This is a genomic window from Paenibacillus sp. FSL P4-0127, from assembly GCF_038007325.1.
GTDB classification, from domain to species: Bacteria; Bacillota; Bacilli; order Paenibacillales; family Paenibacillaceae; genus Fontibacillus; species Fontibacillus macerans.
Genome location: NZ_JBBOWY010000001.1, coordinates 4881497 through 4901456, shown reverse-complemented (window position 1 = coordinate 4901456; position 19960 = coordinate 4881497). Strand labels below are relative to the sequence as shown.

The 19960-nt window shown below is 55.3% G+C and carries 19 protein-coding genes; 15 read left to right on the top strand and 4 right to left on the bottom strand.

The features are described from left to right. Positions 1 to 42: 42 nt before the first annotated feature. From nifE to NYE74_RS22055, 7 genes are all read left to right on the top strand, one after another. Positions 43 to 1410, top strand: a complete 1368-nt coding sequence (nifE, locus tag NYE74_RS22085) for a nitrogenase iron-molybdenum cofactor biosynthesis protein NifE (protein WP_227872896.1) — start codon at positions 43 to 45, stop codon at positions 1408 to 1410. Continuing rightward, on the top strand, positions 1400 to 2725 hold the full coding sequence (gene nifN / locus NYE74_RS22080) for a nitrogenase iron-molybdenum cofactor biosynthesis protein NifN (RefSeq protein ID WP_124332914.1): 1326 nt from the start codon (positions 1400 to 1402) through the stop codon (positions 2723 to 2725). Before nifE ends, nifN begins: the two co-directional genes overlap by 11 nt. Continuing rightward, positions 2700 to 3110: a NifB/NifX family molybdenum-iron cluster-binding protein gene (locus NYE74_RS22075; protein ID WP_124332915.1), complete on the top strand. Its 411-nt coding sequence runs from the start codon at positions 2700 to 2702 to the stop codon at positions 3108 to 3110. Before nifN ends, NYE74_RS22075 begins: the two co-directional genes overlap by 26 nt. Positions 3111 to 3126: 16 nt before the next feature. Continuing rightward, positions 3127 to 3726 carry a DUF269 domain-containing protein gene (locus tag NYE74_RS22070; RefSeq protein WP_316561729.1) on the top strand — a complete coding sequence of 200 codons (600 nt, stop codon included), beginning with the start codon at positions 3127 to 3129 and terminating at the stop codon, positions 3724 to 3726. Positions 3727 to 3767: 41 nt separating this feature from the next. Further along, entirely contained in the window at positions 3768 to 4568 is an 801-nt protein-coding gene (locus tag NYE74_RS22065) for a HesA/MoeB/ThiF family protein (protein ID WP_227872897.1), read from the top strand. 87 nt (positions 4569 to 4655) lie between these two features. Continuing rightward, complete coding sequence (locus NYE74_RS22060) at positions 4656 to 5783, top strand: homocitrate synthase/isopropylmalate synthase family protein (RefSeq protein ID WP_124332917.1); 1128 nt, start codon at positions 4656 to 4658, stop codon at positions 5781 to 5783. Positions 5784 to 6192: 409 nt separating this feature from the next. Beyond that, complete coding sequence (locus NYE74_RS22055) at positions 6193 to 7140, top strand: IS110 family transposase (protein WP_249732660.1); 948 nt, start codon at positions 6193 to 6195, stop codon at positions 7138 to 7140. Positions 7141 to 7953: 813 nt separating this feature from the next. On the opposite strand, the gene NYE74_RS22050 is transcribed toward NYE74_RS22055, so the two are convergent. From NYE74_RS22050 to modA, 3 genes are all read right to left on the bottom strand, one after another. Beyond that, the gene (locus NYE74_RS22050) at positions 7954 to 9072 is read right to left on the bottom strand and encodes an IS110 family transposase (protein WP_036623922.1); all 1119 of its coding nucleotides are present in this window, start codon (positions 9070 to 9072) and stop codon (positions 7954 to 7956) included. 415 nt (positions 9073 to 9487) lie between these two features. After that, on the bottom strand, positions 9488 to 10162 hold the full coding sequence (modB, locus tag NYE74_RS22045; RefSeq protein WP_155621417.1) for a molybdate ABC transporter permease subunit: 675 nt from the start codon (positions 10160 to 10162) through the stop codon (positions 9488 to 9490). Between the two features lie 9 nt (positions 10163 to 10171). Beyond that, positions 10172 to 11020, bottom strand: coding sequence for a molybdate ABC transporter substrate-binding protein (modA, locus tag NYE74_RS22040; protein ID WP_124332919.1), 849 nt, complete (start codon positions 11018 to 11020; stop codon positions 10172 to 10174). Between the two features lie 190 nt (positions 11021 to 11210). Here modA and NYE74_RS22035 point away from each other — a divergent pair, with 190 nt between their 5' ends. Genes NYE74_RS22035 through NYE74_RS22025 form a run of 3 tightly spaced genes read left to right on the top strand, consistent with a single transcriptional unit; the run spans position 11211 to position 14482 of the window. Beyond that, positions 11211 to 12230 (top strand): helix-turn-helix transcriptional regulator, encoded by a 1020-nt coding sequence (locus NYE74_RS22035; protein ID WP_155621416.1) that lies wholly within the window; start codon positions 11211 to 11213, stop codon positions 12228 to 12230. Positions 12231 to 12264: 34 nt separating this feature from the next. Next, on the top strand, positions 12265 to 13239 hold the full coding sequence (locus NYE74_RS22030) for an aldo/keto reductase (protein ID WP_341005174.1): 975 nt from the start codon (positions 12265 to 12267) through the stop codon (positions 13237 to 13239). Between the two features lie 49 nt (positions 13240 to 13288). Further along, on the top strand, positions 13289 to 14482 hold the full coding sequence (locus NYE74_RS22025) for a hypothetical protein (protein ID WP_155621415.1): 1194 nt from the start codon (positions 13289 to 13291) through the stop codon (positions 14480 to 14482). 204 nt (positions 14483 to 14686) lie between these two features. Here the strand turns inward: NYE74_RS22025 and NYE74_RS22020 are convergent, their stop codons facing one another. Continuing rightward, positions 14687 to 15076: a hypothetical protein gene (locus NYE74_RS22020; RefSeq protein ID WP_036623747.1), complete on the bottom strand. Its 390-nt coding sequence runs from the start codon at positions 15074 to 15076 to the stop codon at positions 14687 to 14689. A gap of 232 nt (positions 15077 to 15308) precedes the next feature. Between NYE74_RS22020 and NYE74_RS22015 the strand changes: the two genes are divergently transcribed. From NYE74_RS22015 to NYE74_RS21995, 5 genes are all read left to right on the top strand, one after another. Continuing rightward, positions 15309 to 16322: a hypothetical protein gene (locus NYE74_RS22015; protein WP_155621413.1), complete on the top strand. Its 1014-nt coding sequence runs from the start codon at positions 15309 to 15311 to the stop codon at positions 16320 to 16322. Beyond that, the gene (locus NYE74_RS22010) at positions 16255 to 17517 is read left to right on the top strand and encodes a hypothetical protein (protein ID WP_155621412.1); all 1263 of its coding nucleotides are present in this window, start codon (positions 16255 to 16257) and stop codon (positions 17515 to 17517) included. The genes NYE74_RS22015 and NYE74_RS22010 overlap by 68 nt, the downstream gene beginning before the upstream one ends. A 20-nt stretch (positions 17518 to 17537) precedes the next feature. Continuing rightward, positions 17538 to 18122: an RBBP9/YdeN family alpha/beta hydrolase gene (locus tag NYE74_RS22005; RefSeq protein WP_124332922.1), complete on the top strand. Its 585-nt coding sequence runs from the start codon at positions 17538 to 17540 to the stop codon at positions 18120 to 18122. A gap of 93 nt (positions 18123 to 18215) precedes the next feature. Further along, positions 18216 to 18563, top strand: coding sequence for a hypothetical protein (locus tag NYE74_RS22000; protein ID WP_124332923.1), 348 nt, complete (start codon positions 18216 to 18218; stop codon positions 18561 to 18563). A 27-nt stretch (positions 18564 to 18590) separates the two neighbouring features. Continuing rightward, the gene (locus NYE74_RS21995; RefSeq protein WP_155621411.1) at positions 18591 to 19865 is read left to right on the top strand and encodes an S-layer homology domain-containing protein; all 1275 of its coding nucleotides are present in this window, start codon (positions 18591 to 18593) and stop codon (positions 19863 to 19865) included. The last annotated feature ends 95 nt before the right edge of the window (positions 19866 to 19960 follow it).

The following is a 19960-nucleotide window of genomic DNA, read 5'->3' as shown; positions in this document are numbered from 1 at the left end:
TTCAAGGACGGGAAATTCGGATAGCAGGAGGGATCAGAACGGATGGAAGCGATGAGTATTACAGGTTATGCGGGAACAGGCGATTCCTGCGGCAAAGCGGAACCGCAAAGCAAGCCGTGCCCGCGGCCGAAACCCGGTGAAGCTGCGGGCGGCTGCTCGTTTGACGGAGCGCAAATTACGCTTGTTCCGATCGCGGACGCGGCGCATCTGGTTCACGGTCCCAGCGCGTGCGCCGGGAATAGCTGGGGGACGAGGGGCAGCTTGTCGAGCGGGCCGCGGCTGTCGGCGTACGGTTTTACGACCGATCTGGGCGAGCATGACATCATTTTCGGCGGAGAGAAAAAATTGCGCGCGGCGATCGAATATATCGCGAAGCGTTTTGCGCCGCCGGCGGTTTTTGTATATTCGACCTGCGTTTCGGCGCTTACGGGGGAAGACATCGACGCGGTATGCAAGCGGGCGGCCGCCGAACTGGGAATCGCCTGCATTCCCGTCAACAGTCCCGGATTCGTCGGCAGCAAAAACTTAGGCACCCGCCTGGCCGGGGAAGCGCTCCTTCAATACGTGATCGGCACCGTGGAACCCGCAGCCGTCATGGACACGGCCGTGAATCTGATCGGCGAATACAACATCGCCGGCGAAATTTGGGATATCGAAAAGCTCCTAAATCAGGCCGGCATCCACGTTCATGCCAAAATAACGGGGGACGGGAGATTTAAGGAAATTGCCGGGGCGCACCGGGCCAAAGTCAATATGATCGTATGCAGCCGGGCGCTGCTGGGCCTCGGGCTAAAAATGGAGCGGAAGTACGGGATTCCGTATTTTGAGGGATCGTTTTACGGAGCCAAGGAAACGAGCTATTCCCTGCGGCAGCTGGCCTATCTGCTGGGCAGCCGGGAAGTGGAGCGGCGCGTCGACCGCCTGGTCGAGCATGAGGAAGCCCGCGTGATGCGCGAACTGGCGCCGCTGCGCAAACAGCTCAAAGGCAAACGGGCGGTGCTGTATACCGGCGGCGTCAAAAGCTGGTCGGTGATCTCCGCGCTGCAGGAGCTCGGGATCAAGGTGGTTGGCGTCGGCACGAATAAAAGCACCGACGGAGATATCGCCCGGATCGCCGAACGGGTCGGAGACGACGCGGTATACATCTCCGAAGGGGGAGCCGGGCGCATCCTCAAAACCGTACGCGAACGCAAAGCCGATCTGGTTATCGCCGGCGGACGCAATATGTACATGGCCTTAAAGGAACAAATCCCGTTCGTGGACATTAACCAGGAGCGGCATACCGCGTTTGCGGGTTATGACGGGTTAATCCGCCTTGCCAAGCAGGCGGCGCACGCCCTTGAGCATCCGGTGTGGAACCTGGTGCGGACGCCGGCTCCTTGGGAAAGGGAGGGACATGATGACGATTAACAAAACGGATAAGCCGTTAAGCTGCAATCCTCTGAAAATCGGCCAGCCTCTCGGCGGAGTGCTGGCGCTGCAGGGCATCTACCGTTCGCTGCCGATCATCCACGGGGCCCAAGGCTGCACCGCGTTTGCGAAAACGCTGCTGACGCGGCATTACCGGGAGCCGATTGCGGTGCAGACGACCGCGCTGCAGGAGATGGACGTGATTTTCGATGGCGACCGGAATTTGGAGGAGGCGCTGGAGACAGTGCTGGCGAAGCATCGTCCGGACTGCGTAGGCGTCATAAGCACCGCGCTCACGGAGGCGTCGGGCGCGGATTACGCCGGAAGAATCAAAACATTCAAGCGCAAGCGCAATCTCCGCGACACGCTGCTGGTGACCTGTTCGCTGCCCGATTACCGCGGCTCCCTGGAGTCGGGGTACGGCGCAATGGTCGAGTCGATCATCGACGGCCTGCTGGAGCAGACGGGGCGCAAACCGCAGCGGCCGGAAAAACGCCAGGTGAACCTGCTGCCCGGTTCTTTTCTGACAGCGGCGGACGTGATGGAACTTAAAGAAACCATCGCTTCGTTCGGACTGGAGGTCATCGCTTTGCCCGATGTGTCCACCTCGTTATCGGGGCATCTGCTGACCGGCTTTTCCCCGCTTACCCGCGGCGGGGTGCCGCTGGATTCCGCCCGGCAAATGCTCCGCTCGGAATTGACGATCGCCATCGGCCCCAGCATGGAGCGCCCCGCCCGGAGACTGCAAAATGCGGCGGGTATTCCTTACCGGGTGTTTGACGGCGTATCGGGCCTTAAGGCCAGCGACGAATTTTTTTATTTTCTGCAGGAATTCAGCGGGGAACCCGTCCCTTGGCGTTATCGCTGGCAGCGGGAAAATCTGCTCGACGGCATGCTGGACGCCCACTTCAATTATGCCGGGACGACGGCGGTCGTTGCCCTGGAGCCGGATCACCTCGTTTCGGCGGTCTCCTGGCTAAAGGAGATGGGCGTCGGCTTTCAAGGTCTGGTCGCCTCCTGCGAGACGCCATATTTACAGCGGCGGGACGAGGAAATCTGGGTTGGCGATTTGGAAGATGCCGAACGGCTGGCGGCCGGGACGGACCTCTGGATCAGCAACTCTCACGGAAAAAACGGGGCCGAGCGCTGCGGCGCGGCGTTTATGGCAATGGGTTTTCCGGTCCTCGACGAGCTTGGGGCCTACATGTCCCTGACGGTGGGATATCGCGGGACGATGGAGCTGATCAACAAAGCGGGCAACCGGCTCATCCGAAGGGAGGAGAACCAGCATGCGCGTAGCGTTTGCCACGGATGACGGCGTTCATGTGAACGCCCATTTCGGACATAGCCCGATGTTTGCCGTCTATGAAGTCCGCCCCGGGGACGCCAAATTTTTAGAAAACCGGATCGTTCCCGCGCAAATTTCCCCGGATGAAACGGGCAAAATCGATGTGCGGATTTCCCTGATCGGCGATTGTACGCTGGTGTTCCTGATGCAAATCGGAGCATCGGCCGCGGCGCGCGTGACCCGGCGGAAAATGATGCCGGTAAAGGTGCCGCCCGGCGTTCCGATCGAGGAACAAATCGCCAGGCTGCTGGAAATGCTGCGCGGCAAGCCGCCGATGTGGCTGAGCAAGGTGCTGCTTGCCGAGGAGGAGGCCGCTTCGGAGCAAAACGGGGAGAGCCGAAAAGAGGGATAAACAAGGAGGGATCGGCATGGAAGAAGCCACATATTTGGAAGGGGGCCCGGAGCCAAGTTCCGGTTTGCAGGAGTCCGGTCTCGGTATTGCGCCAACAAGTTTCGGTCTGGCGCAAGCCGATTCCGGTTTGCCGAAAACAATGGGAAGCTCCGCAAACATCGAGGAACCGGACCGGCGATTGTTAGCGGCTTTTAACCGGACTCTTAGCCAAATGATCGATGCTTACGATTACTTCGGCAAGGGCAGCGGCCTAAGCGAGGAAGAGAAGATCGCCCGGCTGCTGTTGTTTACTCCGGAGGAGAAGCAGGCGCTAAGTCAGGATTGCACGCCCAGCGCCAAGCTGCGGCGGCAAGTCGATCATGTGTTTCAAGCGCTGGCGGCGGCCCTCGAGGCGGAGACGGGGCAGCTTATGCAAAGCATGGTGGAAATGAACGGAGAAGGGTTCGGCAGGGCCATCGTGTCCAGCGGCCGGTTGATCCTTGTCTCCGTTACGCTGCGGGCGGGGCTGCGTTTTCCGTTTACTTCCGCGGCGAAGCTGGAGAAATTTGCGTTAAGCCAAATGCGGGAGGCGCTGGATTGGCTGGATCGCCATCAGGAAGTCGCGGCTGCGCGCTAACGCGGACATCTTTTAGTTTTTAAAAAGGGAGGGGGGACGGTGTGCCGGAAACGACGGAGCAAAACGCGGCGAAGAAGATGGAAAGCCCGCAATGCGCGGAGGAGAAACAGCGGCTTGTGAAGGAGCTTGACCGCTATGATCGGCAGCTCAAACTGCTGGGGCGGGAGGGCCAGCGCAAACTGAAGGAAGCGGCGGTGATGGTTGCCGGCATCGGCGGGCTGGGCGGAACGGCGGCGCTTTATTTGGCGGCTGCCGGAATCGGCAAGCTGATCCTGGCGCATGAAGGGATAATCCGGCTGCCGGATCTGAACCGGCAAATCCTGATGGATTCCGCCCGCGTGGGCGAGGAGCGGATGACTGCGGCAGTGGAGAGCTTAAAGCGGGTCAATCCCGAGGTGATCATTGAAGGGCATAATGCCCGGATCACGCTTGCGGAAAGCGGACCATGGGTAAGAGCGGCCGATATCGTGATCGACGCGAGGTACGATTTTCCCGAACGGTACGCCTTAAACCGCCTGTGCGTCGCCGCCGGCAGGCCGCTGGTCGAAGCGGCTATGTACGGGTTTGAGGTTTCCTTGACGACGATCGTCCCCGGGGAAACACCATGCCTTGCGTGTCTGTACCCCGAGCGCCCGCAGGAATGGGAACCCCTCGGATTTCCCGTTTTGGGCGCCACCGCCGGTCTGGCCGGCTGCCTGGCGGCTTTGGAGGCGGTGAAGTGGATTACCGGGGTTGGCCGTCCGTTCATCAATGTCATGCACCGGATCAACACGCTGAATATGAGCAATTATACCGTTTCGCTCCGCTGCAATCCCGACTGCGAGTGCTGCAGCAACGTTTGAAGGCTGCAGGTCTGGCGCTGCTCTGATCGGAATATTTTCTGAATGATGTGTTATCAAGAACATGCCCAACGGGAGGAGGGAACTATTATGAGGGACCTGTGGATTTGCGACACGACGCTGCGCGATGGGGAACAGGCGGCCGGCGTGGCGTTTACGGCTGCGGAAAAACTGGAAATCGCCAAGTGCCTCGCCGCCGCCGGAGTCGAGCAGGCCGAAGTGGGCATCCCGGCCATGGGCGATGACGAATGCCGGACTATCCGCCGAATCGCGGCGCTGGGACTGCCCATGCGGCTGCTGGCTTGGAATCGGGCGAACTGCGCCGACATCGATGCGTCCCTCTCGGCGGGCGTGGGTTCGGCCCACATCGCTCTGCCCGTATCGCCGATCCAAATGCGCGCCAAGCTGGGGGCGGGGCCGGCCCAAATCATCGATTTGGGCAAACGCGCATCTTGCTACGCGCAGGAAAAAGGGCTTGCCGTATCGATCGGTTTCGAGGATGCTTCGCGCGCCGACTTCGCTTTTTTGCGCACGTTGATTTGCGCTTTTCGAAAGGAAGGGATCCGGCGGTTCCGCTACGCCGATACCTTGTCCGTTCACCATCCCGGCACGCTGTATGCGAGGGTGTCGGCGCTGCTGGCCACCTGCCCGCCCGACATCGAGCTGGAAATCCACTGCCACAACGATTTTGGCTTGGCGGCGGCAAATACGCTGGCCGGCATCGAGGCGGGAGCCAAGTGGGCCAGCACGACCGTGCTCGGCATCGGCGAACGCGCGGGCAACGCCGCGCTGGAGGAAGTGGCGATGGCTTGGAAGCATTTATACCGCGGGGAATGCGCGGTGCGTCCCGACAAGCTTAAGCCTTTGGCCGAGTTCGTTGCCCGCGCGGCCGGCAGAGATATCCCCGATGCGCGGCCGCTGGTAGGGCGGCTGGCCTTTGCCCATGAATCCGGAATTCATGTAAACGGCCTAATGAAAGACCGCCGGACGTACCAGACGTTTGATCCTTCCGAGCTCGGCGCGGACCATGTCATCGTGTTGGGCAAGCACTCGGGGCGCAGCGCGGTGCGCCTGGCGCTGGATGGAGAAGGGCTTAAGGTGAGCGAAGGAATTATCGAGACATTACTGGAGCGGCTGCGGCGGACGGCGGGGGAACGCAAATATCCGGTGGACAGCCGGGAAATCGGGGAGTGGGCGAAGGAGGAATTGGCGAAGTAATGAAGCTGTACCGGGTCCTACTGACATTTTAACGGTTGCCACAAGCGCTATTCGCTCCAAAAACGTTGATTTTTAATTGTAACGGTTGCCATAGCGCTTATTTCACTGAAATCCGGCTATTTTTCTTAGATTCAGGCAAATAACGACGCTTACATCCGTTAGAATCAAATATGGCCTGGCGGCCACCGCCATATATGAAAAATATGGGTTGTACACGCACTCACTTTATGAGGTAATAATTATAGGTGGATCATAGGTCGATTACATTTTGGAGAAACACTCCGTGTTAGAATCGGACCAATTGCAACCACGAGAATCGCCGATTGTTACCACGAGTACGAGTATAAAGTGTCATCTTTATACAAGGTTGCATGATCTGCTTAAAACATCCAGAAAGGAGTTGTTCGTTTTGGATGCGATTTTGGAACGATGTGCAGGTATAGATGTCCATCAGGATAATATCGTGGCCTGCCTTCTGTACGGTCCGCTCGACAAGAGACCGTCAAAAGAAATCGAGACATTCGGAACGACCACCAAGGAACTACTTCGTTTAAAAGACTGGCTCGAAGATCAACAATGTACCCATGTGGCCATGGAAAGCACCGGGGTATACTGGAAGCCGGTATGGAACATTCTGGAGGATTCTTGTAAGTTGACCCTCGCCAATCCGGCCCGCATCAAGAATGTTCCAGGCAAAAAAACCGACTATAGCGATGCCGAGTGGATCGCCCGGTTACACCGAAGCGGATTAATCGAGCAAAGTTTTGTCCCGAGCGTAGATATTCGCGACTTGCGTGACCTCACTCGATACCGCCGGAAACTCCTGCAGAATGTGACCCAAGAGAAGAACCGGATTCACAAGATATTGCAAGATGCCAATCTGAAACTCACCACCTTTATGTCAGACGTCTTTGGGGTTTCCGGCCGATTGTTACTTGAATCCATTGTCAACGGTGAAGTGCTTAATGAACGGCAGGTTCGTGACATGGTGAAGTCGTCTCTGAAACGCAAAGTTCCCGAACTTATTGAGGCGCTAAACGGCCGTTTACGCCTTCATCATCGGAAAATGATTCGAAGACATCTGGAGCATATTGCGTATCTAGAACAGGAGATTCAAGAACTGGAAACAGAAATTGAACAACTGACTATGCCTTATCGCTTGGAAATGGAGTTGCTGGACACTATTCCTGGGATCAAACATGATGCAGCGGCGAGCATCGTGGCCGAATTGGGTACAGATATGTCACATTTTCCATCCGATGCTCACCTTTCTTCATGGGCCGGGGTATGCCCAGCCAACCATGAAAGTAACGGTAAAAAAAACGAAAAAAGAACCAACGCGGAAATAAGGGACTAAAATCCGTACTTTGTCAATGCGGTTGGGCCGCCATAAGGGTCAAAGACTCCCGGATATCCGCTTTATATTACAGGCTAGTCAAACGAATGGGTAAACAAAAAGCCATTATAGCGGTTTCACATTTACTCTTACGGATCATCTACGTCGTCCTACGAGATAAAGTGCCTTACGAGGAACTGGGCGCAGACTATTTGGGTAAACGTGAAAAAACCATCGAGTACTGGATTCGAAAAATCAAACAGATGGGCTATGAAGTTGAACTTCATGAACTGAATTCAGTATAAACCCATATTATGGAAAAAAAGAATCAAACACCCCCCCTTTTTGTTTCGACGCGCTTCCACACTTTAACGCGTTGAGTTATTTTTCGTATAAATCTAGAAAAGTGGATTTTTTTCGCAAAATAGCTGCTGTTACAACCGTTGCTATGAACGTTTTTGTCAAGCCCTCCGTGTGAGAGGTGCCTGAGCACGTGGCGCGAGAGCAAAAATGCGAGCGACGGTCGGCACGCTGCTATCCGTGGGTTGGTACCACATGTTATGCCTTCGTCAAGGAGAGCTCTTGCAAGCTAGAAGCGCACGTTCAGTTACTCACCTAGTGCAAACGGTTGACGCAAATTCTCTCCCGGAACCTTCGTTTGCTCCCGGGCCTCGTGCTCAGGCGTGAGCTTGTCAAGCGCTTTTCTTGACAAGCGGTTAGGTTCAAATCAACACTTTTCCTATTCCTCATTGGAAATGAGGAACGCCTCACGGCGAGTGTGGGGGTGCAGGGGGCAACGCTCCCTGCGTCTCCCCAAAGGGGACGGAAGGGGCGTTAGTTAGCCACCGGTTGTTCCACCGTTCGAGCAACAGCCCATATGAACCCGGTTAGCTCCCTGGCCACCGCGCCTACGGCCACATTTTTGTGTTTGTTCTTTCCAAAAATGAGATGACGGTATTTGTAATGCAATCTTTCTTGCGCTTTCCACGACAACAGTTGTATATCGGCCGGCATGCCATCCAAACGCTTGGCGAGATCTCCTTTCACCGCAGGCCGATGACGGTAGCTCCAGGCGGATTCCACCAAGGATCGGCGCAAGCGCCCGTTACCGGCTTTGGTCATACTTCCGCGCCGAGTACTCAGGCCGGTTGAACTCTCACGAGGAACCAACCCTAAATACGCCATGAGTTGGGCCGGGGAGCGGAAGCGAGTAAATGAACCGATCTCAGCAGCTAGAGTGACGGCCGTCAGTAGTCCAATCCCACGCAGGGACTGAAGCACCCGAATCAGAGTTGCCTTGGAGCCGACCGTGGCTTGCTGAACCAAGGCTTTTTCCAAACGCCCCATCCGCTGCTCGATCTCATTTAAGGTATGGAGCATCTCGTCGAAGGCTACTTGCATGGGCTCATAAGGGAATGTCAGTTGCTCCAGCCAGGAACGGTACTTCCGGGTCCAACGACGCTTTATCGTAGCCGGCGGTTCGATTTGATGGCGGAGCAGGAACTTCAATATCCGCTGGCGTGCCCGATGCGCGTCCTCTTTGGCGGCCTCCCGGGCGCGAACCAACTCCCGCAAAGCCTCGTCTTCCCGCTCCGGGACGTAGACAGGAGTCAATTCTCCTGCACGAAACAGACGGGCAAGCTGCTCGGCGTCCCGTCGATCCGTCTTCACGTGATCACCAGGGCGTTTGGGAATAAGCGACGGAGCAATGACAACGCAATGGGCTCCCATGGAGGTGATCCAGCGATAGGTTTCGTAACCTGTCGGACCTGCCTCATAACAAAACGATAGCGTTTCGGCCGGTCCCAGTTCTTTGATCAGCTTGCGCAGCGCCGCCGGGGTGTGAGGAATGCTCCCGTAATAGCGAGGAGTTTCACCGCTTGCATCTGCAATAGCAACCGAAATTTTTTCTTTGGATACATCTAAACCGACGAATTTTGTGGTAGACTGCATAGTATCAGCTCTCCTTTGCTATGTAGCTCTGAAATGGTTTGGTTTTCACTATCCATTTTAACCTACGAGATGTAGCAATATGGAGGGCTGTCTTTTGTTTACGTTCATCATAGCTAGACTCCCGGGTGGCTTTTACGGGAAATTTTGAGCTAAAGTGAATGCAGCGCTAGTGCGAAATCACGCGCTGAAATGCCCAATAAGGACAACTGTGTCCGTCCCTTCTGCAAACCCTGGATTTTGCCGAAATAACGGCGCAATGGTCCGTTGCTAGAATCGGCCATAAGGCTCAGGGACGGCTTACGCCCGGTTTTTCAGTTTTCGGCTGGCATTCCCGGTCCACTGCAAAGAAACCCCCTCGCGGTAACCAACTGGCGGCTACCGCGAGGGGGTTTTGTCTTGAACCCTGAAGAGCGCTCTAGTCGCTTTTCAGCCGGGACGAAAGCATCAGCAGCAGAAACGACAGCAGGATCGTGCAGCCCGTGAGCGCCCAGGCCAGCGGCATATTGCCGGCATCAACGGCAAAATAAATGGCCGTCGGTATCGTTTGCGTCCGGCCGGGAATGTTGCCGGCGACCATCAGGGTGGCGCCGAATTCGCCCAGCGCGCGGGCGAAGCCGAGAATAAAAGCCGCTTGCAGCGAGCGCAAGGAGAGCGGCAGCACGATATGAATAAGCACCTGCCACTCGTTGGCCCCTTGCGCGCGAGCCGCTTCCTTGACGTCTTTGTCCACCGACTGAAACCCGGTTTTCAGCGTTTGATAGATCAGCGGAAAGCTGACAACGCTGGCGGCGACGATCGCCCCGAGCGGCTGGAACACAAAGGACAGGTTAAACCAGGCGGAGGCCGCCTGGCCGATCCAGCCGTTGCGGCCAAGCAGCACGAGCAGGATAAAGCCAACGACGCTTGGCGGCAGTACAAGCGGCAGCAGGAACGCCGTCTCCAGCAGCGATTTGCCGTAAAAAACCGCGGCCGCCATCCGCCATGCCACCACAAGTCCGAGGAGAAATGCAATCACCGTTGCGGCAATCGATACCTGCAGCGACAACAGGACCGGCGACCAAAAATTTTCCGACACCAATAATGAATCCATTACGAGCCGCTACTCCGCCGGGTTGAATCCGTATTTTTCAAACACTTCCATCGCCTCGGCGGATTGCAAAAACTCGTAAAAAGCTTTGGCCTCGTCCGGATGTTGGCTGCCCGTCAGCACGCCGGCCGGATATTCGATCGGGTCATGGCTTGCCGGATCCGCGGTTAGCGCAATCTTCACTTTGTCGGAGACGGCGGCATCCGTTTTATAAACAAAACCCGCATCCGCATTGCCCGTCTCCACATAGGACAACACCTGCTTCACATCTTTCGTCAGAACCAGCTTGGGCTGCAAACTATCCCATAGTTTATAATAGGAAAGAGTTTGCTGGGCATATTTGCCGGCGGGCACGGATTCGGGTGTCCCGATGGCGATGTTCCCGGCCTGGTCCAGGTCCTCCAGCGCGTTAATTTGAACGGCAGAGTTCCCCGGAACGATGAGTACCAGGTCATTGGTCAGCAGGTTTGTCGATAATTCTGAATCGATAAGTCCTTTGTCCAGTAGAGCGTCCATTTGCTTCTTTCCGGCCGACAAAAACAAATCCGCCGGCGCGCCTTGCTCGATCTGCTGCTGCAGCGTCCCGGATGCGCCGTAATTAAAGGTGAGGTTAACATCGTTATGGGCGGTTTCGTAGATCGTTTTTAACTCGTCCATACTTTCGGTAAGACTGGCCGCGGCGGAAACGAGCAGTTCGACTTTTGAGGAAGCGCTTGAATTTGCGCCGGAAGCTTCCGCCTGGGCGGCGGTATCCTGATTGGCCGATGCGCCGCTGTTTGCTGTATTTCCGCAGCCGGAGATGACCAGCAAAAGCGCGGTCATCATCGCGGCCAGCAAAGGTAGCATTTTTCGTTGAAACATGAATCTTCCTCCCTGGTTATAACTAATTATATCTAGATTATACTAAACATAATGAAGTGTATAGAGACTTTGCGCACATTTCAAAAATAAAATTCGTCCTGACCGCGCCGTTCATTGAAATATAGCGGGAACATCAGTAAGATAAGTCTAGCTGGAACAATCCATAGATGACGTGTACAAGGAGAAACTCATGACCGAACCGATCTCTTACACGACCGAAGAAATCGCCAAATTGCTTAAAGTATCCAAACTAACCGTTTATGATCTGATCAAAAAAGGAGAGTTGCCCGCATATCGCGTAGGCAAACAAATGCGGGTGGATTCCACGGATCTCGAAGCGTATAAACTTAAAGCGAAAAGCGGAAGCATGGCAGGCAGTACTGCGCCAGGACGGCTCGGCGGCGGCCCCGCCGGATTCGTCGCGGCGGACGTTCATTTGGCGCCGTTGGCTCCCGTATCGCCGCCGATAGTCAGCGCTGACGCCAACGAAGGTGTAAAACCGCTGGTCATCACGGGACAGGATCCGGGTCTTGATTTGTTGGCGAAAGCGCTGGAAAAGCGAAGCTCCAGATTCAGGCCGCTGCGCTCCTTCGCCAGCAGCATGGACAGCCTGGTGGCTATGTACAACGGCGGGGCGGATATCGTCAGCGCGCATTTGTACGATGGCGATACCGGGGAGTATAACCTTCCGTATATCCGCAAATTGTTCATCTCCTTACCTTATCTTGTCTTTCATTTCGTGACGCGCAAAGCGGGATTTTACGTGAAGCAGGGGAACCCTTTGGGAATCGCGGCCTGGGAGGACCTGACGCGTCCGGATATTCGCCTGATCAACCGGGAAAAAGGCTCGGGCGCGCGGGTCCTGCTTGACGAGCAGCTGCGGCTCAGGGGGATTGTGCCGTCGTCCGTAAACGGCTACGACCAGGAAGAAACGACCCATATGGGGCTTGGCGGACGGATTGCGCTGGGGCAAGCCGATGTCGGCGTCGGCAGCGAACGCCCGGCCCGTATCGCCGGCTTGGACTTCATCCCGCTGATTGCGGAGCGGGTCGACTTGGTCGTGCTGAACAAACCTGAAAACCGGGAATGGATTGGCCTGCTTCGCGAGGCGCTGCTGTCAGCGGAGCTACGGGACGTGCTGTTTTCCTTGGGGGATTACGATTTGTCCTCAACCGGACAACTGATCGCAGGCAGCGAAGCCGGTTTGTGAGATAAGGCGCGTGAAAAGGACAAGGGGGATTATTATGAAATATCGGCGTCTGGGAACAAGCGGACTTGAAGTTTCGGCGCTCGGCCTGGGAACAAATGCGTTCGGAAAACGCGCGGATCGGGAAACATCGATCAGACTGATCCACCAGGCTTTGGACAGCGGCGTCAATTTTATCGATACGGCGAATATTTATGCCAGCTCCGAATCCGAGCGGATCATCGGCGAAGCTTTGGCGGATAGAAGGCAGGGCGTGGTGCTGGCGACGAAGGCGGGGCTAGTGCGGGGAGAGGGACCCAACGCCAGCGGTTCTTCCCGGCTGCATTTGCAGCAGGAGCTGGAGCAAAGCCTCAAACGGCTGAAAACCGACTATGTCGATCTGTACCAAATCCATACGTTTGACCCGTATACACCGCTGGAAGAAACGCTGCGTACGCTGGACGACATGGTCCGCGCCGGGAAGGTGCGCTATATCGGCGCCTCCAATTACGCGGCCTGGGAATTGATGAAAGCGATCGGAATCAGCGAAAGCCGCGGCTGGACGAAATACATTTCGACGCAGGTCAGTTATTCGCTGGCGGACCGGACGCCCGAACAGGAGCTTGTTCCAATGTGCACGGATCAGGGCGTGGATATTATCCCGTATTTTCCGTTGGCCGGCGGCATTCTTAGCGGCAAATACCATTCCGTTAAAGAGGCGCCGGCGGGCTCGAGAGCGGATACCGATCCTAACTTCGGCAGGTTTTTGGATGAAGAGCGGATTGCCCTTGGGCGGCAGGTGAGCCGGCTCGCCGCCGATCGCGAGACCTCGGCCAGCGCGCTGTCGCTGGCTTGGCTGATGACAAGGCCGGCGGTCTCGACGGTGATCGTGGGCGCGACGCGGCCGGAGCAGCTCGAGGATAACTTGCGCAGCGTATCCGTGGATCTAGATCCGGAGCTCCTTACGCAGCTTAACGATCTGAGCGACCGTTTCCGCTATGCAAAGCCGTTTGCCTGGTATCGGCTGCCGTAGCCGCCGGTCCGGATCAATCTTGCGTTCAGGAAGGACAGGAATCGTATACATGACAAAGGGCAAGTCAACAATTTTCAAAAATGCACTGCTCGTTCTGCTGGCGGCGGGAGTTTTGGCAGGATGCCAAAACGAGGAGAAAGGCGCGGCTGAAACCGCGACTGCGCCAGCGTCGGCGCCAGTAAAAGACACCGCTGCGGAGCCGACGCCGAGTTCAAGCGGTGGGACAGAAGCCGCGCCAACGACGGGTTCCCCGGAGCTTCAGACGAACGACGGTAATATTACAGGCCAACAGCGTATTATTCCGGGCACGTATATCATCGGCTATTATGATCCTGCGAATGTGGGGATTGCGGAAGTCAAGAAGCTTGGCGGCGGGGATCAATACCATTTGAACGTACAGATCGTCCGGGGCTTTAGCCATCATAATGGGGAAATCGATGGCGATTTTCGCGTTGACGGGCAGCGGCTGGTATTCGCCGATGAATTATATCGCAACGTTTCTTTATCGTTTACGGATAACGCGCTGACCATCGATTATCCGGAGGAGGATTTTTTCGGAGGCGCAAATGCGGAGCCGAGAGACACTTACTTTTTGCAAAATTCGGGGACCGAGGACGCGCCGTTTCTGAGCCGGCTGTATGATCAGGCGGGGGTAGAGGAGGCCTACCGGAACGGGTTTACGGATGTGTACACCTACCCTTTGGACGATGATCAAAATCTGCTGCTGCTCCGCTCTCAAAGCAGCGTCGACCGCGCCGTCACGGCCAGTGAGCGCATCGTCATACATAACCCTAAAGAAGACCGCTTCATCCCGCTCGGGGAAGTAGTTCCATACGATCTTGACAGCATACGGGAGCAATTAAAAGCATATAACGTCGATGAGGAGCTTGTCTATGAAGTCACTCGCAAGGAATATGCCGATCGTTATAAAGAGGTGTTGATGAAGAGGTTCGATCAGGGGCAGGCGGAATTTTTGAACGGAGCGGTCAACTTAACCGAGGAAGAAGCGTTTTATATCGTCACAGGGATTGAAAATAGCACGGCAGCGGAAAACAACCGGCGGGACAATCAAAACATCGGTTCCATCTTTATCCAAGAGGTCGATCATGCGGACGAGCAGGCGGTGACGATTCATATTTACGAAGAAGTCCGCAATGACGAGACCGACACGCATACGGCGACAGCGGATTGGTTGTCGGTGGACCGTCAGACCGGCAGGGTGGTCAGCGAGCTGTTCGATTAGGGGCGGAAATCCGTGGGGGAAATAGCGGTGATCTGCACATCGTGACGGCAGCCCCAGCCAGAAAAGACTGCGGCAGATGAAAGTGAAAAATGGCGGCACCAGGAGGATTTCCTGGTGCGCCATCTTTTTTGGTAAACTCTCAAGATTGAGGATAGGGTATGTATTTTTGGGGGAACGCTTCTTTCCCATGCTTTCCCATAAGGATCAGGCAGTTGGCGACGATGCTGCAGTATCGGCCGACGACGGCGCGGGCGCCGAGCTGCTGCCTTCCGGCCGGCTGCTCTCGAATTGCTGCTTGGCCGCATCGGAAATGAGGACCGTATCTCCATGCGCATTCGACGCCGTTTCTTCTCCGTTCACCGGCTCCTCCTGCGGCTTTTCCTCCACTTCCTCCTTAACCTCGGGGATATGTGCGAATAGCGTCCCTACCGATTCCTGCTCCATTTGCATCTGCATCGCTTTGGCCATCATCCGTTTCTCCGCCGCGGACGCGCCGCTTTGGGAAATTTGCATAAGCTGCTCCAGTCTGGACGGAGGGGGCTGCTGTGCGGAGGCGCCCGATCGCAGCATAGATGACATGGATTCGAGTTTCATTATGGAAAATTCCTCCTTCTGCTGAGAATTGCTTCCGTTTACATGTATATCGGCAAGAAGACCTGTAATCTTTAAAGCAGAGCGCTCATACATGCAATATTCCGCCTTGGAGGCGAGTTTGGCTTATTGCCGGTGCGTCTTGATCAATGTGTCCGGCCCAACTCACGAATCAGACGCCGGTATACGGCAAAGGCGGGCTTCGGCGTATAGTCGTCCGCATGATGCCAAACTGATGGAAAAGATCCGGCTTGCTGCTGTCCGCATCCCGCAGGCCGAAAAGAACATAATGACTAATCCCAAACTCCATACGCAGGCGGTAAACAGTACGAATCACCGCCTCGAGGATGTGCGCCTGCTGCTGAATATTTCATCCGGCTTCCCGGCGGGAACTGAAAGGGCAAAAGATGAGGAACATAACCTATGCGGAAGAGATGGAACGGTTGGTCCTTTTAATGAAAATGATTGGAGTCTAGGCATAATGAACAACCCATCAATACTTTCCGGCATCGTTAAGGAATTCATTCGGCAGTGTCCCAGACGAGAGACCGTCCGCGACCGGACGGAAGTTGCTCAAGTGCTGAGACAAAACGGTATTCCCGTGTTTGAGGCGCTGCTTGACTTTCAGGAACAATACGGGGGAATGCATTACGAATTCGGTGGGCTTAAGGATCAAAGTATCGTGCTCGATGCCATGGGGCCTTCCCTGCCCGGCGGCGGCTTGCCCAAGGTTATGAAGCATGGGGACGAGGAGATTGTTGAATGCCTCTATTTCAGGGACATTTATTGGGATAGAAGCTGTTACATGGATAGGTACGGAACGCTGTATGTTTTGCTGATGAACGGGGAGCTGATGTTTTTCGAAAACCGGGCAGAAACGTTTATCGAAAACCAGGCTGTTCTATCCAGCTTGCTGGGCAAACAGAAGCAATGGGTGACAAACACGGTTTATGAATCGCAGGTATCGGCCTGGATTTCAAATGCAGGGCCTGCTCCTATCTTGCTTACTCCGAGCGATCAAGAAGCATCGCAATGGTGGAAAAGCCCGGACGAACGGTTATATGTACATATCAAGCGGGTTAAAGGAAAAGACGCAACCGGCACCGCCTACGCGGCAGAAGCGGATGATCTTGCACAACTTACTTCCGGGGATGTTTATTCCGCCCGAGGCTTTCCTTTCAATGGCAGCTATTATCCGGAAAAAAAAGCTTCTGTATACCGACGACATCCGGCAACAGTTTTTGTTTAACCGCAAGCTTTACAACAACGGCGATTATGCCAAGGTAACAATTGCGCATGTACAGGATACGCGGGAAATGTATCTGTATTTAACCGGGCAGAAAGATTACCCCGTCGAGCGGCTAATAGAAGACTTTTTGTTGCGGCTGCCGGGGCTAGAGCTGCCTGCCGGAGATTATGACGATACCTTGATCGGCTATGCGCGAGAGCAGGGAGACGAAATGATCTTAAAGCTGATGTCCCATATCGCTGGTATGGAATATCGTTATTTTCCCAGCAGATCGGCTGCGGAACAGATGGTGGACGGCTTGTTGTACCGGGAATTTTTGCGGCGGATGGCCTTGTTTGCCGATGCCTATTCCATAAGTGCGCACCCTCTATATTTTAACGCTCAAAAGCTGGTGGAGCGACCGGACGAGTATGAACAGGTTGAAGAGGATTACGCTGTGTTGCGGAGAATGAGGGAGTCTTATCCGCGCAACATCAGCCGGATGGCGTTGTTTTATATGAAACGCGCCCGGGAAGGAAGCGAGGCGGCCCGAAGGGCTTACCGCGTTTACGAACCTTTGCTGTTGATGTACGGCATCGGGGGATATATCATGAAAGAGCACGGCTTTATCGAGGTTGGCGGCGGCGCGTTCCATCAAGGGAGCTGGCGTCTTCTCATCGGTAAGGAGCCGATAGAGGATCTCTACCGGCGGACAGAGCAAGTATGGAGACACCGCAACCGGGAATATGCCTTGGAGCAAATTCGGCGGATCAAATGGGACCAAAAAACGGACCAAACCGGACGTTTAAAAGCTGGAACCAATCTTGACAGTCAGGAAATGCTGCGAGCCGGGTTCGATCGATTGGAGCTTGGGCTTGGCCTAAGTCCGGATAATGTCGAGGAAAGCGGCGATCCTGCTTGGAAAAGCAAGCAGCTGATGCCGGCGCTTCTCAAGGCTCGCCCCAAACAACGCGAGTTTGCGGGAACCGCCGCGCCGTTAATATGCGAAAAATATGTGCGCTGGTCCATGTTGTTGGACCGGCGGCATCCCGTTGCCATGCAGCATCCCTGTCTCTACGAGCCATTTCTTGAACTGCTTCGCGAAGAGGATAATATAGCGGAATGGGACAAACGGGCGGCCGCTTTGCTGGAGCTGATCGAACGGGAACCCATGGTGAATTATGCCGATTATTTACGCAGCAAACATCAAAGATGATTTGAACTGGAGGAGAGATTATGTCCAATACACCTACACCGGACCGAAAAAAAGTTTACATCATACATGGCTACGGGGCATCGCCTAGCAGTCACTGGTTTCCTTGGCTGCGCGATAGGCTGACGGAAGCCGGGGCGGACGTCGCTGTATTAACGATGCCAAACCCGCAAGAGCCGAATTTTAATGCGTGGGTCAATCAGTTGTCCGCCTCGGTTCCCGATCTTGACGGCAATACCTATTTTGTGGCGCACAGCCTGGGCTGCATTACTACGCTGCGATATCTGCTCCGGCAAAATCCCGCCAAACCGATCGGCGGAATCGTATTGGTATCCGGGTTTGCCAAACCATTGCCGGAATTGCCGATCCTGGATGCATTCACGGAGCAGCCGCTTGACTATGACCGGGTAATTCGGTCCGCAAGCGGGCGGGCGGTTATCGCCGCAAAAGACGACTCGATCGTCCCGTTTGCCTACAGCAAAGAACTGATGGAGCAAATTCATGCCGATTTCTACGAGGTTGAGCATGGCGGACACTTTTTGGAAAGCGACGGATTTACAACATTGCCGATCGTGTTTGACGTAATGAACAAAATGCTCTATGCATAAAGTATAAGGTAAAAGCAGGCCCGGACTCATGCCGAGGCCTGTTTTTCAATAAAGTAAGGAAATTGTTGACTTTTCTAACTGGAGGTACGCAGGATGAAGAGGAAAAAAGATACGGCTCTGATGCTAACATTAGTCTTGGCGATCGGGACTGCATTGACCGGTGGATGGCCGGCGAAAGCCGATGCGGCTTCGCCTCTGCAGATTACGGCGAACACGTATATCGGCGATGCGGGAAGGATGGTGGAATCGTTTGATCTGAAAGTGAGCGACGCAAGTAAATATGCCGATTTGAAAGCGTCCGATTTCGAGATTACCGGCAATTATGACGGCTATCCGTTGAATGAGAACAACGAGGCTGTGCAAGCGGATTACACGGATGACGGGGTTGAATTAAGTTGGAATGAAAGCGTTTTATCCATAAAAGTAAAGCCGTTTAAATAGCCCGGGGGATCGGTTTCCGCGTTTGCCGTGACAAATGAACGTTATCCCGAACTGTCGTTTAATGAAGCGTCCGTAACGACGTTGAAGACGCGGACGGTTGATGATTTTGTCGCGGGGGAGTATACGGGCACTAACGGGGAGAAGCTGAGCTACCGGCTAAAATTGAGCGCTTCCGCGGCTCCGCAACCCCTGGTCGTATGGCTGCACGGCGGCGGGGAGGTAGGTACGGACAATCTGAAGCAGCTTACCGAAAACAAAGGCGCGGTAGCCTGGATAGAATCAGGTTACGATACGTCCGTTCTGGCCGTACAGTTTCCCAAAAACTACGGCTGGAAGATCTATGACAACGCCGAGGAACTTTCGCGGATGCGGGATTATTTTGAGGTACAGGCGGAGCTGATCGGGGAGCTTGTCGATTCCGGCAAGGTGGACCCGAACCGGATATATGTCGCAGGGGTGTCCAGCGGCGGCGGCGGCGCGCTCCGTTTCCTGATGCAGTATCCCGGGCTGTTCGCCGGCTCGATTGTCGTTGCGGCAAAAGACACCGTGGCCGATTATACCGGTTCCGTGGAGGCGTTTAAGCGGGAACTGCAGGATCTGCCGGATGTGCCGGTATGGCTCGTGCACGCGCAAAATGACCCGATTACGGATAGCCGGACGAGTACGCTGGCTTACGAGGCGTTGACCCAGCTTGGCAGCAAGCAGGCCAAGCTGACCATTTATGACGATGCCTTCATGGACGCTAACCGTTTTTATGGAAATTTGAAGCATTGGTCCTGGGTGCCTGTTTTTAACGATAAAGAGATGTTCGATTGGTTATTTGAGCAGAAAAAAAAAGCTGCCGCACCGGTCTCGCTGCAGCAGGATGCTCAAGTGACGCGCGCGGAGCTGGCTGCGCTACTGGCTGACGGGCTGAAGCTCAGCGAGGTGATCGGCACCGGCATCTATACGGATACCGGAAATTCGCCTGAGGATCTGGCCATTCGCCAGAATACGACGGCCGGGATCATGAAAGGGATCGGCGGCGGCCGGTTTGCCCCGGATTTGGCCGTGACGCGGGCGCAGCTTGCGGCGGTCGCCGATAATTTCGTGCGGAATGCGGGGCTGAAGCAAGCTTCCCCTGCGGCCAGCGCGGCAGCGTTCAGCGATGTGCCGAGCGGGCATTGGGCTTCCGAAGCGATAGCGCGTTCCGTTGCGGCTGGAATCCTGAAGGGCGATTCCGCAACCCGCTTTGCGCCAAATCGGCCCGTGACCGGGGCGGAAGCAACCGAGTTTGTGGAATTGCTGGCCGGTATGAAGTAGGAAAAACGTTAATTGCACGATTAAGCTTTCTTAAAACCTGCACATTTGCAGGTTTTTTGTTTTGCTAAATTCCTGCATGTATTCGCTTTTAGTTA

Coding starts and splice junctions, on each gene's coding strand:
- NYE74_RS22030 (WP_341005174.1), top strand. CDS start 12,265: ATGAAATATCGGCGTCTGGGAACAAGCGGACTTGAAGTTTCGGCGCTC.
- NYE74_RS22035 (WP_155621416.1), top strand. CDS start 11,211: ATGACCGAACCGATCTCTTACACGACCGAAGAAATCGCCAAATTGCTT.
- NYE74_RS22075 (WP_124332915.1), top strand. CDS start 2,700: ATGCGCGTAGCGTTTGCCACGGATGACGGCGTTCATGTGAACGCCCAT.
- modA (WP_124332919.1), bottom strand. CDS start 11,020: ATGTTTCAACGAAAAATGCTACCTTTGCTGGCCGCGATGATGACCGCG.
- NYE74_RS22005 (WP_124332922.1), top strand. CDS start 17,538: ATGTCCAATACACCTACACCGGACCGAAAAAAAGTTTACATCATACAT.
- NYE74_RS22015 (WP_155621413.1), top strand. CDS start 15,309: ATGGAAAAGATCCGGCTTGCTGCTGTCCGCATCCCGCAGGCCGAAAAG.
- NYE74_RS22010 (WP_155621412.1), top strand. CDS start 16,255: ATGGCAGCTATTATCCGGAAAAAAAAGCTTCTGTATACCGACGACATC.
- NYE74_RS22000 (WP_124332923.1), top strand. CDS start 18,216: ATGAAGAGGAAAAAAGATACGGCTCTGATGCTAACATTAGTCTTGGCG.
- NYE74_RS22060 (WP_124332917.1), top strand. CDS start 4,656: ATGAGGGACCTGTGGATTTGCGACACGACGCTGCGCGATGGGGAACAG.
- NYE74_RS22025 (WP_155621415.1), top strand. CDS start 13,289: ATGACAAAGGGCAAGTCAACAATTTTCAAAAATGCACTGCTCGTTCTG.
- nifE (WP_227872896.1), top strand. CDS start 43: ATGGAAGCGATGAGTATTACAGGTTATGCGGGAACAGGCGATTCCTGC.
- NYE74_RS22050 (WP_036623922.1), bottom strand. CDS start 9,072: ATGCAGTCTACCACAAAATTCGTCGGTTTAGATGTATCCAAAGAAAAA.
- modB (WP_155621417.1), bottom strand. CDS start 10,162: ATGGATTCATTATTGGTGTCGGAAAATTTTTGGTCGCCGGTCCTGTTG.
- NYE74_RS22070 (WP_316561729.1), top strand. CDS start 3,127: ATGGAAGAAGCCACATATTTGGAAGGGGGCCCGGAGCCAAGTTCCGGT.
- NYE74_RS22020 (WP_036623747.1), bottom strand. CDS start 15,076: ATGAAACTCGAATCCATGTCATCTATGCTGCGATCGGGCGCCTCCGCA.
- nifN (WP_124332914.1), top strand. CDS start 1,400: ATGACGATTAACAAAACGGATAAGCCGTTAAGCTGCAATCCTCTGAAA.